A 17,282-nucleotide genomic window follows, 5' to 3' on the forward strand; every position below is an offset into this window, starting at 1 on the left:
GCTCGTTATGATAAATCTGTTCTGCTTTCCCGTAGGGTTCATTTCGCCGTAAAAAGCCGCAACCTTCCAGGCAGCGGCAGCGATCATACAAATGGTTCCTCGCCTATGCTATACCTCGGCATGCTTCAACAGATCAATCAGCTCCAGGCGAAGGCTCTGCTCCGCATCCTCCTTCGGCATGCGCATGAAGCGGCACATATATTGAATATCGGGTTCGAAATAGCGAATCAAGCGCAAAAGGGCGTCCTTATCATGCTGCCGGGCCTGCTTCATCCATTCGGCGAACTCAGCTTCTGACATAACCGGTGAAGGGATTTGCGTTTCCATTTGCTCACCGCCTGCTGGGTCAGATTCAGCTTCCGCGCGACCTGTACCTCCGTCTCATCCTCGACATACAGGCGATACAGGATAACCCGCCCCTTGTCGCGGGGCAGCTCCTGCAGCAATTGCCGGACGAGCAAGCGGTTGTCGGCTTGCGTCGTGAAATCGGGAGCGGCGAAGGATTCCGCCCTCCATGGGATCTCGCGGCTGCGGGCCGCCTTCGCCCGGTATTGCAGCCTCCAGGCCCTGCGATACAATTCCTTGCGAACACGTTCCATAAGAGTCGTCTGCGGAGTCACTTCGTCATTCCTCCCCTGTGGAAATCCTTCAAAAGGCCCAGCGTCAGCCCCTTTCCAGCGCAAAACCGGCCCTTTGAACGCTCCGTTTATGTGCCGGCCTCCGTTGGCCTTGGCCGCAGGGAACCGCGCTTACTGCTGCTTGTCGCGAATTTCGCCCTTGCCGCGCAGTACCTCGACCGCCTGCTTAATGATCGGCGGCAGCGGCACGCCCAGGCGGCCGCCATTCTCAATGATCGACAGCAGCTCATTGGCCAAATAGAAAAAAATCGTCGCGTCGCGCAGCAAATGCTGGTCTCCCAGCACGCTATCCACCTGGTGCGCCACCGCCACGACGAAAAAAATAAACACCTTGCGCGCAATGCCCATCAGCCCGATGCTGCTGCGCAGCCGCCCTTCGGCCCCGGCCGCCATCACGCCCGTCACGTAATCAATCGCGACGATGATAAGCAGCACTTGCAGCAGCGCCGGCCAGCCGCCGAAGAAAAACGCCGCCGTCCCGCCAGCCGCCGCAAAGGCCGACTTCAAAAGCACGTCCAGTCTTTCCATATCTAGTCCCTCCTTTGCGTAAAATAGCCCCCGGAGGGTGTCCGAGGGCGTGAAAAAAAGCGCCTGTTCGGCGCTTAAGCTTGCGGCCTAATATCCGGCCGTTGACTATATACATAGGCTATGACTCTCTCGGAATCGGGAGCAGCCAGATGATAACTTGAAACGACAGTGCCAATATCCCCTTCGCCCAGGTCATACCGAGTAACACATGCCCGAGCAAGAACACGGATTTGGAAATCTTTCAACATCGAAAACCTCTCCTACTATTTTGATGAGACCAATTCGGCAATAGTCAGTTCAAGATCCGCTACTCTAGCTTTGGTTTGCTCCAACTGTTCAGATAGCGGCGGCCGATATGCTGGCAGTTCCGGCTCTGGATTATCTGGATCTGGGTAGCTAAATTCCAGTTGCTTCGTGGTCGGATTGACTCGATATCCGGAGCAGGTTGCGAAGTCCTCAGCGTATTGGCCGTATTCGAGCTGGAGTACGCCAAAAGTCTCTCGGTTACGCTCAGACAGGGCTTTGTATACTGTCATATCATATTCGACAGATGATTCGATAACATTGCCCGAGCGCTCTCCAGTATCAACTATGACAGTGCCAGTTGCAATATCAAAATAAAGTCAACGTCCTACTTCCATTTTCCCCCTCCTAACCAATTGCGACTACATACAACTCTTTCCCCCATCCTGCCTCATCGGTACCAATAGGCATTAAAAAACCATCAGGCGTAATTGTACCTTCCAACCACCCATATGAATTTTGGCTAAAATCAGGCAAGGTGTCTGCTAGTACAACCTGCATATCATAGTCGTACTCTCCAAAACGAAAATTCGTGACTCTTACCCTGTTAGGCCACTTCTCATCATATATAGCCCAAGGAGCAGAACTTGTCGGTGTTTGAATCGTGATGCGTTTAGCTCGAAATCCGAGACCTGTCACCACCACAAAATACATGCCTTGACCGCGACTGCGACTATCATAATCCCAAAAACTTCTCTTGTGGTAAGATGATGTGATATTTATTCTCGTGACAGGAAAACCAGTATAAATTTTATCGATCTTTGCAGCTAACTGCCCAAACGTATCATTCGCGGATGCCGGCACTCCCTTGGCGTTGATGGCACCCGCGATACGAGTTTTCGCGTCAACGCCAGATTGAAAAAGGTCTTGCGTCCATGCTGTCCAGCCGCTGTCTGTCAGCCTGCGCATATAGAAACGATCCGCATGTAAATCGTAAACCTTTTGCAGTACCCAGGAGCCGGGAGCATGGGTAATGACCTCAACGTAACCCCAACCATGCAGGAGCACAGGGGCATTCCCTAGATTCGTACCCTTATAGAAACCAGTGTGTACAATGCTGTTCAAATCACGATTCGTGATATCAATTGCTGCACCATCATCACCAGATACCTTATGGCGTTGCCACGGTTTGGCATCAATATATGACTTCGCATTCGTTTCAGCTTGGTTCCACGCTGTCCGTTCCACCACCGTAATATGCTTCACCGCGTCGGCCGCGTGTGCGTCCAGGTCGGCCTTCTTGGCGGCCCCGATGGACTCCGGCGAGATTTTAGTCAGGTCGATATGGGCGACCTTCTCGTCCGTATACGCCTTCGCCTCGCCCAGCGCCTGCGATACGTCCTCCTTCTCCGCCGCCTTCTCCTGCAATTCCTGCAAGGCTTCATAGGTTGTGTTCATTTGCCAGTTCAGCCAAGCGGCTGGAGGCTTGTCGAGAACCTGGTAGCCTTCTTTGATTTTGGACTCCGGCGGACGGATGCCGGGCTGCTTCCACTCCGGAAGCGGCTTTTGAAATGCCATATGGCTCCCTCCCACATTGAATATATTGAAAAAGTTTCAGAACATTTCGGGAATCTACTTCTTCAAGAAAAAACTAATAGGATATGCTGCAACTCTCTTACACCGGAATCGGATAATCATGTCCCGGCGTATAAACATCCCCGAGCGTGCCGCCGACGGTCATCGCTTCATCGGCCAGCCCGTGCTCGCTCTGCTCCGGATTGTCCACCACGGACGACAACTCGAACGTCCCCGACAGATCCACCTGCGCCACGCTAACGCCGGCAGAGGTGACGCTTTGCACGAGGCGGACGAACTGCGCCGGGCTCATGCCGACGCGGTTCAACTGCTCGTAAGGAACCTTGACAACCTGAATCGCCGCAGGCTCGGGATCATGGGCGTCGTTCTGCTTTTCCCGAATCGCCAGGACGGACGGATCGGCATTGAGGGCCAAGGCCAACACGCCGATGATGGAATCGATATCCCCGCTCGCATTCATGCGAGCCAGCTTCGAGCGCAGCAGAATGCGGTAGATCTCATCGGTCGCCTGCCCGCGGGGTTGGCCCAGATTACCGCCGATGTCGTCCAGCGCGGCCCCTTCCGCCTGATCGATGCTCTTCCAGGCCGAGATGCGCTCCACCGTGGCCCGAATCTCGTTCATCTGTTCGAGCCAGACGCTCACAAGCTGGGCGAAGCGGCTGTCTTCCTTGTCGATCACATCCGGCAGCAGCGCCATCACGTCATGCAGATTAATCATCGCTTACCGCCACCTTAATCCGCTCCGGCGCCACGCGGGCTACCTCGTAGAGCGGAATATCCACGTTGCCGCTGACCCAGTCACCCGTGCCCAGCTTCACCTTCAATTCGCTCACTTCTTCGACGCCGTCCACGTTCTGAATCGCCGCCACCAGTCGGCTATACACGATGCGCGAGCCTTGCGGCAGGCCGGTATAATCCTGCCGATCCGCGCCGACGCCGCCGATATACTGCGCGATCGCGGTGATAATATCGTCCTCGCCGCGTGCCGGGAACGACGACCCCGCCTTGACGACAGCTTCCACATGCGCATCCAGCAGCTTCATGCGGCTGAAGCGGACCTCATGCTCGTTCCCGCTCACATCCCGCACCTTGACGGTCTCCGCACCGTCGGTGCCGATGCCGGCTGCCTTTTTCTCGAAAAGGGTCCGTGCAATCTGCTCCGACTGCCCGCCATGCACATAGGCGCGGATCGACTTCGGCGGAACGCCTTCCGCGTTCGTCTCCATCGTATCGTTGACGCGTACGGCCGCCGACTTTACCTCCGGAAGCTGCAGCAGAGCCGATACGATCGCGTCCACCGTGGCGGCTTGGCTGCCATCCCGGGCCGCCCGCAGCCGATCGCGGAACTCCGTGTCATTTTCCCGCTCGCGTCCGTCGGTCATGCTATCCTGATTCGTAATCGCCGCAATCTCCTTCACCGATGTAAGCAGCTCCGTGACCGAGCCCGCCGGAACGTTGCCGCTGCTGCCCGGCACAATCGCTGTCACCGTGACCTCGCCCGTGCCGCTCCCATCCAGTACGCAAGCCTCGTCCGTGGTGAACCAGACCCCCGACTTGGTACCAACCTGCAGCCCAGGCTGCACCGTATAATTCGGGGTTCCGGTCACCTGAACGCGACCGTGCGCGGCCTGCTCCAGCTTCCGCCGCAGACCGTAGAACACGGCCAGGGCATCCAATTGGACGCCTGTCGCATATTGAATGTACGACTCGTGGTACACCTGCTCGACATCCTCCCATAGCTCCGCCAAATGCCAGGCGAACACCTGCATCATCATGCCGAGGGGCGACGTCTCCGACATATTGATATCCTGGCCCAGCCGTTTGCTCACGCCGGCCACCATTTCCTCATAAATCTCGTGATACGTCTTACGCTTCAGTCCCGCTTCTGTCAGCATAGACAAGCTCAACCTCCTCTCCGTCCGCGCTCGTCATCCAGACATGCGCCTGCACGGCGCGTGAATGCGCATCCCACTCCACGACGACCTCTTCCACCGATTGCACACGCGGTTCATCCGCGATGCAGCGCATAATCGCCTCGCGAATGCTGTCTTCGCTTACCTGCTTGCCGACAAGCCGCTCATGATCAAGCCCCATATCCGGCGCCAAAAAATATTCTCCCAAGCGGGTGCTCAGCCGAATGCGAACCGCTTGCGCCAGTTCCTCGCGCCCGTCGATCCAGGCGATATCTCCATCGGTTACCCGAATATCTCCTTCATGGAGTGCCCATGTTCTCATGATCCCGCCACCTTTCCGACAATGACGCCGCCGTTCTGGCCTGCCTCGGTGAACACGACGAGGACGCGGCTCCCCTGCTCGATCACGATGTCCGGAGCCTGCTCCACCAGCGGAAGCTGATAACGAATGAGGCCGGCTTCCCCGTCCAGCTCCACATCCGCCGTCCCCGACGCCAGGCTGACGACCGTACCGATCTGCGCGCCCGCCGTCCCGGACATCTTATGATCGATCCAGGCCTCCAGGGCGCCGACCGCCCGATTCGTTCCCAATGCGCGCCACCTCCTTCTCCAACTGCAATTTCATCAAAATGACAACCGCCTAGATTTTGACCAAATCCACCTCTGTCAAAAATTGTTCCGCCGACACCGTATGCTTGCCCCGCTTCACCTTGTACACACCTTCGAACTCTTCGCTGACAAGCCGGATCTGCGCGCCCGCATGCAGCCGGTAGTTCAGGAGCGATGTCGCCCGGACCCCGGCCTCCTTGTTCTCCTCATAGGACTGCGGACTGCCGATCATGCCGCTCTTCGGCGACAGCCTGACGATGGAGCCTGCGCCGCCCCCTTTGCTCTGGGCCTGGAAATAAAGCTTCCCCTGCCGCGTATATACGCCGGTCTTGCAGGCGGAAGCCGCGCGGCGAATCGCGTCCACCGGATCGCCCTTCATGATAAAGCCCTTCATATAGGCATGATCCGATTCCAAATCTACCGGTCCATGCGGAATCTGCGCCCGCGTCAGCAGATCGTGAATGATCTCGCTCGCCTTCGTTCCTGGGCGGTACGTATGCGCCATCTCATAGATAGATACCGCCACGTCATCCTTCACTTGAATCGTCGTGATCCGCTCGGTCTGTTCCCGCTTCGTCCGCACCTCCACGATGCGACCCTGCAGCACCGTGCCGAGGTCTTTGCCGTACCCCGCGTTCACGATGACGCGCATGCCGGTCCGAATATTCGCCAGCGTATGCTTGGACAAATTGTAGATCTCCACCGTCGATTCGCTCGGCTCCTTGTCGTCGTCGAAGTCAGCGATGACCTGCATCGTCAAGTCCCCGTAGGTGAAGCGGTATCCGCCGATCAAAATCTCGCAGCCGCGCTTATATAAGTATTCCATCGTCATCCCCCAAATGAAGGTGCACAGACTGCCCCAGCGTGTCCCAAGTAATCAACTCTCCCGGATTGTCGCCATAAGGCACGATGACCTCCAGCGGGAACTCGCGTGTCTCCATGCTCTCGAACAAGGGCATCCCCCACACGAGCTTCACGCCGAGCGCCAGCGGCTTATCCCCTTCGGACAGATCCACCGTAAAATAATCATGCGCCGCATTGTAGCGCACTTCGAACGTGTATGTTCGTTCCCCCAGGTCCATATCGAAGGAATAGGGAATCAGATCTTTGTCGATCCGGATAATTGCCATGCTTCTCCCCCTTTCCGGCCGCCCCCAGTCAAGCGGGGCGGGCTATGTCAATGGGCTCGCATCATTTGACGCGAATGACCGTTCCTGGCGCTGGACTCATATAGATGTTGACCCTTTGGACATTGAAGGCTTCCAATTGTGATTTACTGATTCCAAAATGCTTGGCGATCGATTCCCAACTATCACCGGGCTGAACCTGATACATCTGGATCGGCTCGCCCTTAACCTGCTTGGGCTGCGACGACTTCGCAGCCTGAAGCGCTACGATCATGCCCGCCTGCGCGATGCCCGGCATGCCGGAGAGCTTCATCCCGGCCCGAATCCCCGCTTCGCTGACTTGGTGGTAGGCCGCGATATCTTTGATAGATTGGCCGTGGCGCACAACATGAACATCCGGCTTCGGCCGGTAAGCCGTATTCCGCTTGCCGGAGCGGCTCTTCGGCTTGACGGCTGCTTTTCGCTTGGGCGGCAACTTATCATACGCAATCTTGACAAGATTGACCTGCTTCAAGGTCATCGCGAACGACATGCCGTTCGCGATTGAGTTGTCATGCGTCGTCCGCAGACTCGTAATAACGCAATTAAGCAGCATATTGCGGCCGCTATACTGCAGCAGCTTCCCTTCATTCATCGCGGTGACGAGCCGATGCCGGTAGTTCGAAGCCTGCGGCCCGATCAGCAAGCCTTCCAAATGCAGGCTCACGGTCTCCCTCTGTACATGGTCCGTGACCATGCCGCCCTTCTCGATGTTATGGCTGCTTACCTGCACCGAATATTCCGGCTCCTCGGAAATCACGAACAGATCGACTCCGCCTAACTTGCTTTTTCGCGTATTAATAGGACATCATGCCTCCTTCCGCAACGACCGGCTTCGGCATTGGCTTCGGCGACGGCAGCTTGCTCGCGATGCTCCGCTCGAACGAACGGAACGACGCGTCGAATTGCTCCCGCGCAATCCGCTTAATCTCCTCGATCATCCGCATATCGATATAGCCGTTCACATTCAGATTCATGACCACGTTGCTGTTCGCGGTGACATCGAGGCCGCTCCGGTTCCCGGCAGGAAGTGGCGGACCGAAGCTGCCCCTGCTTCCGGAATGGACAGGCTCCGGCAGTGGGGAAGGCGGAGCAGACGCCAACGGAGCATCTGCCATGGGCCGGTACGTTCCCGCGGCAACCGCAGGAGAGGGGAGCCGGCTTTGCACGCTCAGCTTCTTCGCGTCAGGCGCGGCGGCGGGCTGTTCCTCCTCTTTTGGAAGCAAAAACTTCTCTGCCGCCCACAACCCGGCATCCAAAGCAAGCCCGCCCAAAAATCCGGCCGGCGTAAAGCGCAGAAACCTCGTCGCCTTGCTCACGGTGCGGGCGCCTTTCAGCAGCTTGCCGAACCAGCCCGTCTTCTTGGCGGCGGACGCGGCCTTGCCGACATCCGATGCGGTTGATGTCGAAGTGGCGATCTCCGCCATCGTCCCGGTGGCGGCTTGAACCGATTGCACGGTCTCTGCCGTCGTCTGGGCGGCCGTAATCGCATATTCGCCGCCTTCCTCTTCCTCTTTCTCTTCCTTCTTGCGGCCGAACATATTCAAGGCGAAGTCGCCCGCCATGGCGGCCACTGCGCCCCAGGTCCCGACCTTTTTTAAAAGTCCCCGCTTGGGCTTGGGGCTCGTTACTTTCCGTCGCGCGCGCGCAAACGGCGTGGACGCCGATGCACTCTTGCCTTGCGGAGCCGAAGCGGGCGAAGCGGCGGTTGCCGACGGGGAGGCCGTTCCGCCTGCTGTCGGCGGAGTGGCTGGACCGCTTTTGGCCGGCGAAGCGGCCGGAGCGCCTTTGGCCGGCGGCACGGCTGTACCGCTTTTACCCGGCGGCGCGGCGGTCCCGTCCTTGGACGGCGCAACGGCTTTGCCAAGCTCCTTCTGCCGCTGCGCTCCTTCGCCCCCGCTTCGGCCTGGAGCCCCTTTCTTCAGCTTGAGAGGTTTGCCCCGGCCCGGCTTTTTCTTCTTGTTCCGTCCTCCCCCCGCGAGGCCGGACGAGATGCCTCCTCCACCCTGGCAGCAGCAGCATTTGCATTGGCTGCCGCCGGATTCCCCGGTGAACAGCTTTTTCACGTACTTCGCATTATCGATGACTTCTTTTACTTTTTTGATGCTGTCACTCGCGGCGTAGACATAGTCTTGGGCGGTTTTCGCGAATTCAAGCGCTTTTTGCCAGTATGTTTTCTCCTCATTCCCTGGCTTCTTCTCCGGCTGATCCGGTGCTTTCGCCTGGCCCTTATTCGCGGCCAGCGTTCTTTGAAGCGCCGCCAATGAAGCCGACAACTGCTGCCCGACCGAGAGCGCCAGCTCATTCGGCTGGGCCGCATTCGCGAGGTTCGGCCCTCCTGAGCGGATCGAGGCCTGTCTTCGCATCATATTCGCGATCGACTTCACGTCCGACGCGATGCCGCCGGTCGCCAGGGCGGGTCCGCCCCGCTTCGGTCTGGCGGCTCGCTTCATCTCCGCGATCTGCTCCTGCATGCTATCCGTCATAATCCGGAACACGGAGCCAATCTCAGCCAGATTGCCGTTCATCGTGCGAAGCTCGCGGTGCACATTTTTGGTGATCCGATCATCCATTGACTTGCCCCCCTCCTGTCCCGTACATCCATTCCATAGCTGCGGCAGCCTCGCATAATTCCTCGATGCTCATGCCGCTCGCTTCCGCATACGTAATGCCGCCCCGGCTGTTCAGGACGACACGCCAGAACAATTGCCGGAGCGGATTGCGGGAGATGGAATGTCTATACGTCGGATGATTCGGATTCCAAGGGCGTATCCACCATGCCCAGGAAGCGCGCGCATTCGAGCCAGAGCGGCGTCATGATGTCCGTCTTCTCTTCAAGCGCTTCCCAGCTCAGGCGCGGAGACACTATGACATGCTGGAGGAAAAAATCCATCGACGGCTCCAGCTTCCATCCCCCGTCTGATTTGAGCGCCACATCATAGAGCCGCATTAGGGCGCGGGCGCCCGGATGCTGCAGCACATATTCCTCTTGCTCGATCGTTACCGTCTGTTGCTTGCTCACTTCATTCACCCTTTCCGAATCCCAATATGGAAATTAGTTCACCCGATGCGTATAATCCAACACTTGAATCTCAAATTCACGATCCTCCAGCTCCGAGCCGTAAGCGGCAGCCGGCAGCTTTTTCACGATCGCCTGCGTGCCCCCGATCGTTTCGCCCGGCTCGTTATTGGATTTCACCCAGATCGAGAACAGCTTTTTCTCGCGTGCCAGACGATGCAGCAGGGCAATCTGCGGCGAAGTCGACATCAGCGTCAGCTTAATCGTGCCGAGCGGATTATTTTTGTGCGCGATCGCCACCTCGCCGCGCGCGCCGACATGAGCCACGCTCTGCTCCTCGTCCTTTTCGCAGGAGACGAAGGTATTCTCGCCGAATCCCGTAATATACTCGCCGTTAATGACGACGGACACTTGCTTCGCATCATAAATGCCGATACTCATGAATGTGCACCTTCCTTAAATTGAATTGTGTTTAGAAAGTCACTTTTCAGCACCGAGAAGGTTGCAAGAACTCGAAGCGAATACTTCCGAAGCGAGTTTTGCTTTGCAAAACTTGTAAGGAGCAGCGCAGTGTAGGCGAGACTACATGAGCTGAAATGTTTCCGCAGGAAACATACTTCGGAAGCATAAGCTCTTCAAGAGCGAATGCAAGATTCGATGCCGAATTATGCTCCAGAGATACTTCGTGATTAAAAGTGATATCTTAGAAACGGATGACGCCGTTCACCTTCACCTGATGCACCGCTCCGGCAATCTCGAACCAGAACGATCCGCCGCGGTATTCGCGGTTCGCGCGATCGCCCGGATCGACCAGGTTGCGAAGCAGGAAGGAGGTGCCGAACAGCGGCTCGCCGCTGTCATCCGCGGCAATGATGCCCATGCGGGACGACTCCAGCAGCACATTGATCACCGTGCTCTCGATTTGCGCGATGCCGGCATCCGTATATGGAATTTTGCACGATTGATTGAGCAGATGCTGAATCTGCATTTCCATGCGAGCACGAACATAGTCGCGCGCCATAATGACATCGATATATTCGCCGGACAGCGTCTTGCCTTCGGACGTGCGGGCTTCACCCTGCTTGTTCACATACGTAATCGCGCGGCCGTCATGAATCTCGATCAATTCCCCGGCTGTCAGCTTCAACGGAGCGATCCCGGTGCAGGTCTTGAATTTCCAGGTCACGGAACCGACATCCGCGGAGCCGACCGAGCCGACGAGCGCGGCATCCGGGTAGGCGCTGGCATCGGTATGATAGAACGCGACCGTGCGGTTGAATCCGGCGGCTTTCAACGCATGCAGCTTCGTCTTGTCGGACACCCGCGTCACGAACAGGCGATAATCCTCCTTCTCCAGCTCCTGCGCCAGCACCGTAACCGTCGCTTCGCTGTTATCAGGGGAGAGAAGATAGTACCAGCCCATATCCATGACGGAACGGAGGCGCTCCACCGCGTCTTCCTGCTCATCGCATGCCGCAATCGCGATGCGGGCCGGAGAGCGGTCCCCTTGGCCGAACAGAGCCGCAGCCATCTTGTACTCTGCCGCCGATTCGGCGAAGTCCGCCTGAACGGCCTTCAGATCGCCGTACTCCTTATAAGCCGATCCTCCCGCCTTCTTGCCGAGAATGAGCGGCATGCCGAAGGACAACCGTCCTGTCGGTTTTTGCAAATCAATCGTCACTTGAACATCCTGGATCGTCATTATTCCTTCATCTCCTTCAATGTCATATGAACCTTCTCAATATCGCCGGGACTTGTCCGGGCGAACGAGTCCCGCATGCGCAACCGGACGCGAATCTCCAGTCCGTGAACCGGTTCCGCCACCCATTGCGCGTCGCTGACATGAACCAGCGCGGCCGACAGGCCTTCCAGCTTGTCTACGCCTTCGGTCCAGAGCCAGCCGATCGCTTGGCGGCATTGCTCCATCGCCGTCCACGGATCGGGCGAACACCAGACCAGCTGCCATTCCATCTCGACCAGCCTGGTCAACGGCCCGGTCATATCCCGGTGCCGCTGCGAACGATCCGCATAGGGCACGGACACGCGATACAGCAGCCTGGCCCCGTCTGGCGCCGGTCCTTCCCCGGACGCCTGCAGCGGCAGCGGTTCGAGCGGAAGTCCCGCGGACTCTGCCAGCGGCTGCAGCCATTGCTCGAAATAATCGCGATACACAATCAAGCCGTCTCTCCCCCCTCTCATCGGCAATAAAAAAACCGGCAGCAGTGCCGGCATTGTTGCGGAGCGAGGAGCAGAACAAGGGAAAATTCGGTGCCTCTGGCCTCTTTGCCCGCACCTGTCGTCCGCCGAATGCGTGTCCCTTCTGCTCAACTCGTCCACAATAGCATTATAATACAGGGAACATACGTTTGTTTTATCGTATTTTTATAGAATAGCAACAGTATTTATAAAACGTTATTTTAAATATATTAACGAACATTTGTTCTCGTTTTGTGGTATAATGAGTATATTCTCATCTATTCATGAATCTGTCGGCGGGAGGCACAGAATCGGCAGGCTCATTTTCATAAGACAAGGATATATCGCAACAGATTATGGAGGAGGACAATCTATATGGAAGACCGGCAATTCACTATCCCTTCGTTCGATTCCTTCGATCCGAAGGCGGCCAAGCGGTTCATGGAGGAGACTTTCGCGAAATACCGGATGTGTAAAGTAATGCGGTATGCGGTGCGGGAAGCGGCGGTCACGATGAAATATGAAGCGAAGGAGCACGGCGCGACGAACCGGGTCGGCGATCCGACGGGCAGTATCGCCGTGCATAATGCGGACAAGGCGAACGAATGTCTCGCCTTCTGCGAAGTGATCGAATCGCTCGTCGACCAGCTGGAGCCGGACGAGCAGCTCCTCATTCGCGAGCGCTATATGAAGGGGGCGCGCGTCACGGACACGAACGTGTACAGCTTCGCCTTCGATCCGCCGATCAGCGCGGTCACGTACGGCCATATCCGCAAGCGGGCGTTCCAGAAGCTGCTGCACGCGTTCCAGTATGTGTTCCCGGGTCATGGCGGATGAGGGCTCGCAGGGGAAGAATACAACAACAAATAAGCCCGGACCGCCTGTTCCCAGGTCGTCCGGGCCTTTCTTTTTCAGAGGAGGCTTACTTCTTGCTCTCCTGCGGATACATCTGCTCGCGCAAGCCCTTGATCTCGTCGCTGTCGAGGTACTCGTCGAACGTCGTCACGCGGTCGATGATGCCGTTCGGCGTAATCTCGACGATGCGGTTCGCGATCGTCTGCACGAACTGATGGTCATGCGACGTGAACAGCATCGTGCCGTCGAAGTCGATCAGACCGTTGTTGAGCGCGGTGATGGATTCCAGATCCAAGTGGTTCGTCGGCTCGTCGAGGATGAGCACGTTCGCGCCCGCCATCATCATTTTCGAGAGCATGCAGCGTACCTTCTCGCCCCCGGACAAGACGCTAGCCTTCTTCAACGCCTCTTCCCCGGAGAAGAGCATGCGGCCCAGGAAGCCGCGCAGGAATGTCTCGTCCTGATCCTTCGAATATTGGCGCAGCCAATCGACCAGATTGTCTTCCACCCCGTCGAAGTAAGCCGAGTTATCTTTCGGGAAATACGCCTGCGACGTCGTCACGCCCCAGCTGAATGTGCCGGCATCCGGCTCCAGCTCGCCCATCAAAATCTGGAACAGCGTCGTCTTCGCCAAGCCGTTTGATCCGACGAACGCGATCTTGTCGCCTTTGTTCACGACGAGATGCATATTATCGAGCACCTTCTCGCCCTCAACCGTCTTGGTGAGGCCTTCGATCGTGAGCAATTGCTTGCCTGCTTCCCGTTCGGACTTGAAGTTGATGAACGGATATTTCCGGTTCGACGGACGGATGTCGTCGAGCGTGATCTTGTCGAGCATTTTTTTGCGGGCGGTCGCCTGCTTCGACTTGGACGCGTTCGCGCTGAAGCGCTGAATGAACGTCTGCAGCTCTTTGATCTTCTCTTCCTTCTTCTTGTTCTGGTCGCGCGTCATCTTCAACGCCAGCTGGCTCGACTCATACCAGAAATCGTAGTTCCCCGCATACAGCTGAATCTTGCCGAAGTCGATATCGGCGATATTCGTGCACACCTTGTTCAAGAAGTGACGATCGTGGGATACGACGATGACGGTGCCTTCATAATCCATCAGGAAATGCTCCAGCCAGTTGATCGACTCGAGATCCAGATGGTTCGTCGGCTCGTCAAGCAGCAGGATGTTCGGGCGTCCGAACAGGGCCTGCGCCAGCAGGACGCGGACCTTCTGGTTGCCGTCCAGCTCCGACATTTTGTCGTCGTGGAGATTCTTCGGAATACCCAGCCCGATAAGCAGCTCGGCCGCATCCGCTTCGGCTTCCCAGCCGTTCAGCTCGGCGAATTCGCCTTCCAGCTCGCCAGCACGCATGCCGTCCTCTTCGCTGAAGTCGGCCTTCGCATAGAGCGCGTCTTTCTCCTTCATAATGCTGTACAGCCGCTGGTGACCCATAATAACCGTCTCCAGCACCGCAAATTCATCGTATTCATAATGGTTCTGCTTCAATACGGACATACGGTCTCCCGGAGTAATGTGGACCTCCCCGTTGGTAGGCTCAATTTCACCGGATAATATTTTAAGAAATGTCGATTTACCTGCTCCGTTCGCACCGATAAGACCGTAGCAATTGCCTGGAGTGAACTTGATGTTCACATCCTCGAACAAAGGCCGCTTGCCGTATCGGAGCGTAACGCCGGTTGTACTAATCATGGCATTCCCGTCCTTTAACACGCGATTTATCATTCAAATGACTATTATAGCACACTATGACCGGTTATGCCCGCTTCCTGTGCAATGACGCCCCTGTTATCTGAATCTGACAGATTGTCCCCCCGTACCCCTCGCCCTTCCCGAGATGTTCGGATAAATATGCCAGGGGACTATTTCCGCTGCTTTTTTTCCTATATAATGTAGCTATCTGTGAAAGAAAGCGAGGGATGTTATATGGTGAATCCATCTGTATATAACGTTCGGGAGGAACGAGCAAGCGCCCGGCGCTTCGGCATGATTCAACTCTAACCCCAAGCGTCGGCCCGCCTGATACCGTGCTCCCGAACTTGCTGCCGCTACGTCGTTTGTCCCTGCATGGGGCATCGTTGGTACTGCAATGCAAGTTCATTTTATGCGGCATCGACCGCACCGAAGGAGATATCAGGCTTGAACGAAACCGATAGCTATTGCAACATCCATAATGACCACAATCAACAACGAAATGAAATAAATGGAGCTGCCATGGGCAGCGATGCGCTGGCCGGGCTGGCCAGCCTCGGCTGGGACAGCCGCTGGACCGAGACATGGAGCCACTGGTTGAACGGGCTCAACGAAGCCGCTCAGCGCCGCTATGCAGGCGGACTGGTACCGGCGCGCGTCTTGCTCGCGCACAAGCATCTGTACCGCATCGCCGGCCCCGACGGCAGCGAATGGCTCGCCGACGTGTCCGGCCAGGCGCGCAACCAGATGGCGGCGGCGGCCGATTGGCCGGCCGTCGGCGACTGGGTTGCCGCCGCGCCGCGGCCGGCGGAAGGCCGCGCGACGATCGCGGGCGTGCTGCCGCGCCGCAGCCTCTTCGCGCGTAAGGTCGCCGGCAGCCGCCCGGAGGCGCAGGTCGTGGCGGCGAACGCCGATGTGGCGCTGCTCGTCACGTCGATGACACTCGACTTCGAGCCGCGCCGGCTGGAGCGCTACGCCGCGCTTGCCTGGGATAGCGGCGCCGTGCCATGCATCGTGCTCACGAAGGCCGATGCGGCCGACGATGCGGACGCCTTCATCGCGCAGGCCGAGCTCGCCGCACCGGGCACCGACGTGTTCGCGGTGTCCGCGCTGACCGGCGCCGGCCTGGAACGGCTGCGCGCACGGCTTGCCCCGGGCACGACGGTAGTGCTCGTCGGCTCGTCGGGTGTCGGCAAGTCGACGCTAGCCAATGCCTTGGCCGGCGGCGAACGGATGGCGACGCAGGAGGTGCGCGCCAGCGACAACAAAGGGCGGCATACGACGACGCACCGCGAGCTGCTGTCGCTCGAAGGCGGAGCGTGGCTCATTGACACGCCCGGCATGCGCGAGGTCGGCATGACCTCCGCCGACCATGACGGCTTGTCCTCGGCCTTCGAGGACATCGAGGCCTTGGCGGCCGCCTGCCGCTTCCACGACTGCGCGCACGGCCAGGAGCCGGGCTGCGCGGTGACCGCCGCGATCGCCTCCGGCGAGCTGGAAGCGGGCCGTCTCGCCAGCTACCGGAAGCTGCTGCGGGAAGAGGCCCGGATGCGCCGGGCCGAGGAAGCCCGCTTGCGGCGCCTGGAGGCGAAGGGCGCGAAGAAGCCGGCCAAGCGCCGCTAGGCGGGAGCGGCTCGTCCGTCCGCGGAGCGGGCCGTTCGTACTGCGGGCGGCTTCGCCTTCCCGCTCGCTGGACGGGCAGCGCCCGCCCCAAGATCAATAAAGCCATCTGCTTCAGGCGCAGCGCCTTGGCAAATGGCTTTTTTTGCATAAAGTGCACTTCTATTGCTCGCCGCGCCACGTCTCCCCGAGCGCCAGCAGCCTTACTTGTGACTCATCAAGGCTCCGCCGCAGCCGCTCCGCTTCCAGCCGATCGAGCGCTTCCTTCGGCGTGTCATCCGCCAGCTTGAAGGCCCCGTAGTGCATCGGGATCATCAGCTTCGCGCCGACATCCTCGAATGCCTGCAGCGCTTCCTCCGGCGTCACATGCTGACGGGACATGAACCATTCCGGCTCGTAGGCGCCGATCGGCATCAGCGCGACATCGATAGCGAAGCGGCGGCCGATCTCCCGGAAGCCCCGGAAATATCCGCTGTCCCCGGCAAAATAAACCGTCTCCTTCGCAGGCGGCCGTTCTCCCGTCTCCACGGCTTCGAAATCCATCTGTTCCAGCACATACCCGCCCCAGTGGGAGCGGTTCATATCGGAAAGCGTCCGCCGCGTCCAATGCTGGGCCGGCACGAAGGTCACCCGCACGGAGCCGATCACGAGCTCCATCCACCATTCCAGCTCGACCGTCTGCGGGAAGCCTTTGCGCACCATCTTTGCCTTGAGCCCTCCCGGCACGACCAGCAGCGTGCGCGGGCTTACCAGCTTGCGAAGCGAGCCCATATGCAAATGATCATAATGGGAGTGCGAGATGAGAATGACATCAACCGGCGGCATCTGATCAATCGGAATGCCGGGAGGAGACAATCGCTTCTCCATCGCCATACTCTCTGCCCATACCGGATCCGTGACGATATTCAAGCCGCCCATTTGCAGCAGGAAGGTGGAATGTCCAATCCAGGTGATGGACAGGCCGCCATCATTATCATGCAGTCTGGCTAGATCCGGCTTCACTTGCGGAACGATATAAGAATAATCCTTCTGTTTCAGCCGCACTTTGCGTTCGGCGCGCCAACGCCGGAATTGCTTCCAAGCTTTTTCTGTCGACACATTGTCCATATTCGTGTAATAGCGCTTCATCGCACCACCTCATTTGCACACCAAGTATTCGTAAGCCTTGCCGTTCGAACGTGCAGCAGCAAGGAAGGGGCC

Annotated in this window: 20 protein-coding genes; 2 read left to right on the forward strand and 18 right to left on the reverse strand. The window is 58.0% G+C overall.

All coding sequences use genetic code 11. From position 1 onward, the window contains the following. Positions 1-108: 108 nt before the first annotated feature. The 16 genes from DQX05_RS10070 to DQX05_RS10150 form a co-directional block, all read right to left on the reverse strand. Positions 109-327 carry a hypothetical protein gene (locus DQX05_RS10070; protein ID WP_119793185.1) on the reverse strand — a complete coding sequence of 73 codons (219 nt, stop codon included), beginning with the start codon at positions 325-327 and terminating at the stop codon, positions 109-111. After that, positions 270-620, reverse strand: coding sequence for a sigma-70 family RNA polymerase sigma factor (locus tag DQX05_RS10075; protein WP_182914691.1), 351 nt, complete (start codon positions 618-620; stop codon positions 270-272). The genes DQX05_RS10070 and DQX05_RS10075 overlap by 58 nt, the downstream gene beginning before the upstream one ends. A gap of 129 nt (positions 621-749) precedes the next feature. Further along, a complete protein-coding gene (locus tag DQX05_RS10080) occupies positions 750-1,166 on the reverse strand; it encodes a phage holin family protein (protein ID WP_119793188.1) in 417 nt (138 codons plus the stop codon). Positions 1,167-1,817: 651 nt separating this feature from the next. Next, positions 1,818-2,987 carry a pyocin knob domain-containing protein gene (locus DQX05_RS30645; RefSeq protein ID WP_182914692.1) on the reverse strand — a complete coding sequence of 390 codons (1,170 nt, stop codon included), beginning with the start codon at positions 2,985-2,987 and terminating at the stop codon, positions 1,818-1,820. A 97-nt stretch (positions 2,988-3,084) separates the two neighbouring features. Continuing rightward, complete coding sequence (locus DQX05_RS10095; RefSeq protein ID WP_119793190.1) at positions 3,085-3,723, reverse strand: hypothetical protein; 639 nt, start codon at positions 3,721-3,723, stop codon at positions 3,085-3,087. Next, complete coding sequence (locus DQX05_RS10100; protein WP_119793192.1) at positions 3,716-4,900, reverse strand: baseplate J/gp47 family protein; 1,185 nt, start codon at positions 4,898-4,900, stop codon at positions 3,716-3,718. Before DQX05_RS10100 ends, DQX05_RS10095 begins: the two co-directional genes overlap by 8 nt. Next, positions 4,872-5,240, reverse strand: a complete 369-nt coding sequence (locus tag DQX05_RS10105; RefSeq protein ID WP_119793193.1) for a contractile injection system sheath initiator — start codon at positions 5,238-5,240, stop codon at positions 4,872-4,874. The genes DQX05_RS10100 and DQX05_RS10105 overlap by 29 nt, the downstream gene beginning before the upstream one ends. Then, the gene (locus DQX05_RS10110) at positions 5,237-5,509 is read right to left on the reverse strand and encodes a hypothetical protein (RefSeq protein WP_087444607.1); all 273 of its coding nucleotides are present in this window, start codon (positions 5,507-5,509) and stop codon (positions 5,237-5,239) included. Before DQX05_RS10110 ends, DQX05_RS10105 begins: the two co-directional genes overlap by 4 nt. Before the next feature lie 49 nt (positions 5,510-5,558). After that, entirely contained in the window at positions 5,559-6,353 is a 795-nt protein-coding gene (locus tag DQX05_RS10115) for a phage protein (protein WP_119793195.1), read from the reverse strand. Further along, the gene (locus tag DQX05_RS10120) at positions 6,337-6,657 is read right to left on the reverse strand and encodes a phage baseplate plug family protein (RefSeq protein ID WP_119793197.1); all 321 of its coding nucleotides are present in this window, start codon (positions 6,655-6,657) and stop codon (positions 6,337-6,339) included. The genes DQX05_RS10115 and DQX05_RS10120 overlap by 17 nt, the downstream gene beginning before the upstream one ends. 61 nt (positions 6,658-6,718) lie before the next feature. Then, on the reverse strand, positions 6,719-7,453 hold the full coding sequence (locus tag DQX05_RS10125; protein WP_119793199.1) for a LysM peptidoglycan-binding domain-containing protein: 735 nt from the start codon (positions 7,451-7,453) through the stop codon (positions 6,719-6,721). A 37-nt stretch (positions 7,454-7,490) separates the two neighbouring features. Next, positions 7,491-9,266, reverse strand: a complete 1,776-nt coding sequence (locus DQX05_RS10130) for a hypothetical protein (RefSeq protein WP_119793200.1) — start codon at positions 9,264-9,266, stop codon at positions 7,491-7,493. Positions 9,267-9,430: 164 nt separating this feature from the next. Beyond that, complete coding sequence (locus DQX05_RS10135; protein WP_119793202.1) at positions 9,431-9,715, reverse strand: hypothetical protein; 285 nt, start codon at positions 9,713-9,715, stop codon at positions 9,431-9,433. A 33-nt stretch (positions 9,716-9,748) separates the two neighbouring features. Beyond that, positions 9,749-10,153: a phage structural protein gene (locus tag DQX05_RS10140; protein WP_006677497.1), complete on the reverse strand. Its 405-nt coding sequence runs from the start codon at positions 10,151-10,153 to the stop codon at positions 9,749-9,751. 262 nt (positions 10,154-10,415) lie between these two features. Continuing rightward, positions 10,416-11,414, reverse strand: coding sequence for a DUF3383 family protein (locus DQX05_RS10145; RefSeq protein ID WP_119793204.1), 999 nt, complete (start codon positions 11,412-11,414; stop codon positions 10,416-10,418). Continuing rightward, the gene (locus DQX05_RS10150; RefSeq protein WP_119793206.1) at positions 11,414-11,890 is read right to left on the reverse strand and encodes a hypothetical protein; all 477 of its coding nucleotides are present in this window, start codon (positions 11,888-11,890) and stop codon (positions 11,414-11,416) included. Before DQX05_RS10150 ends, DQX05_RS10145 begins: the two co-directional genes overlap by 1 nt. Before the next feature lie 393 nt (positions 11,891-12,283). Between DQX05_RS10150 and DQX05_RS10155 the strand changes: the two genes are divergently transcribed. After that, a complete protein-coding gene (locus DQX05_RS10155) occupies positions 12,284-12,745 on the forward strand; it encodes an ArpU family phage packaging/lysis transcriptional regulator (protein WP_119793208.1) in 462 nt (153 codons plus the stop codon). 85 nt (positions 12,746-12,830) lie between these two features. On the opposite strand, the gene DQX05_RS10160 is transcribed toward DQX05_RS10155, so the two are convergent. Continuing rightward, a complete protein-coding gene (locus tag DQX05_RS10160) occupies positions 12,831-14,462 on the reverse strand; it encodes an ABC-F family ATP-binding cassette domain-containing protein (protein WP_119793210.1) in 1,632 nt (543 codons plus the stop codon). Positions 14,463-14,984: 522 nt separating this feature from the next. Here DQX05_RS10160 and rsgA point away from each other — a divergent pair. Next, positions 14,985-16,085: a ribosome small subunit-dependent GTPase A gene (rsgA, locus tag DQX05_RS10165; RefSeq protein WP_397335252.1), complete on the forward strand. Its 1,101-nt coding sequence runs from the start codon at positions 14,985-14,987 to the stop codon at positions 16,083-16,085. Between the two features lie 159 nt (positions 16,086-16,244). Here rsgA and DQX05_RS10170 read toward each other — a convergent pair whose 3' ends face one another. After that, complete coding sequence (locus DQX05_RS10170; RefSeq protein ID WP_119793214.1) at positions 16,245-17,210, reverse strand: MBL fold metallo-hydrolase; 966 nt, start codon at positions 17,208-17,210, stop codon at positions 16,245-16,247. Positions 17,211-17,282: the final 72 nt, after the last annotated feature.

Origin of the sequence: Paenibacillus thiaminolyticus (genome assembly GCF_003591545.1) — a bacterium.
Classification (GTDB): domain Bacteria; phylum Bacillota; class Bacilli; order Paenibacillales; family Paenibacillaceae; genus Paenibacillus_B; species Paenibacillus_B thiaminolyticus_A.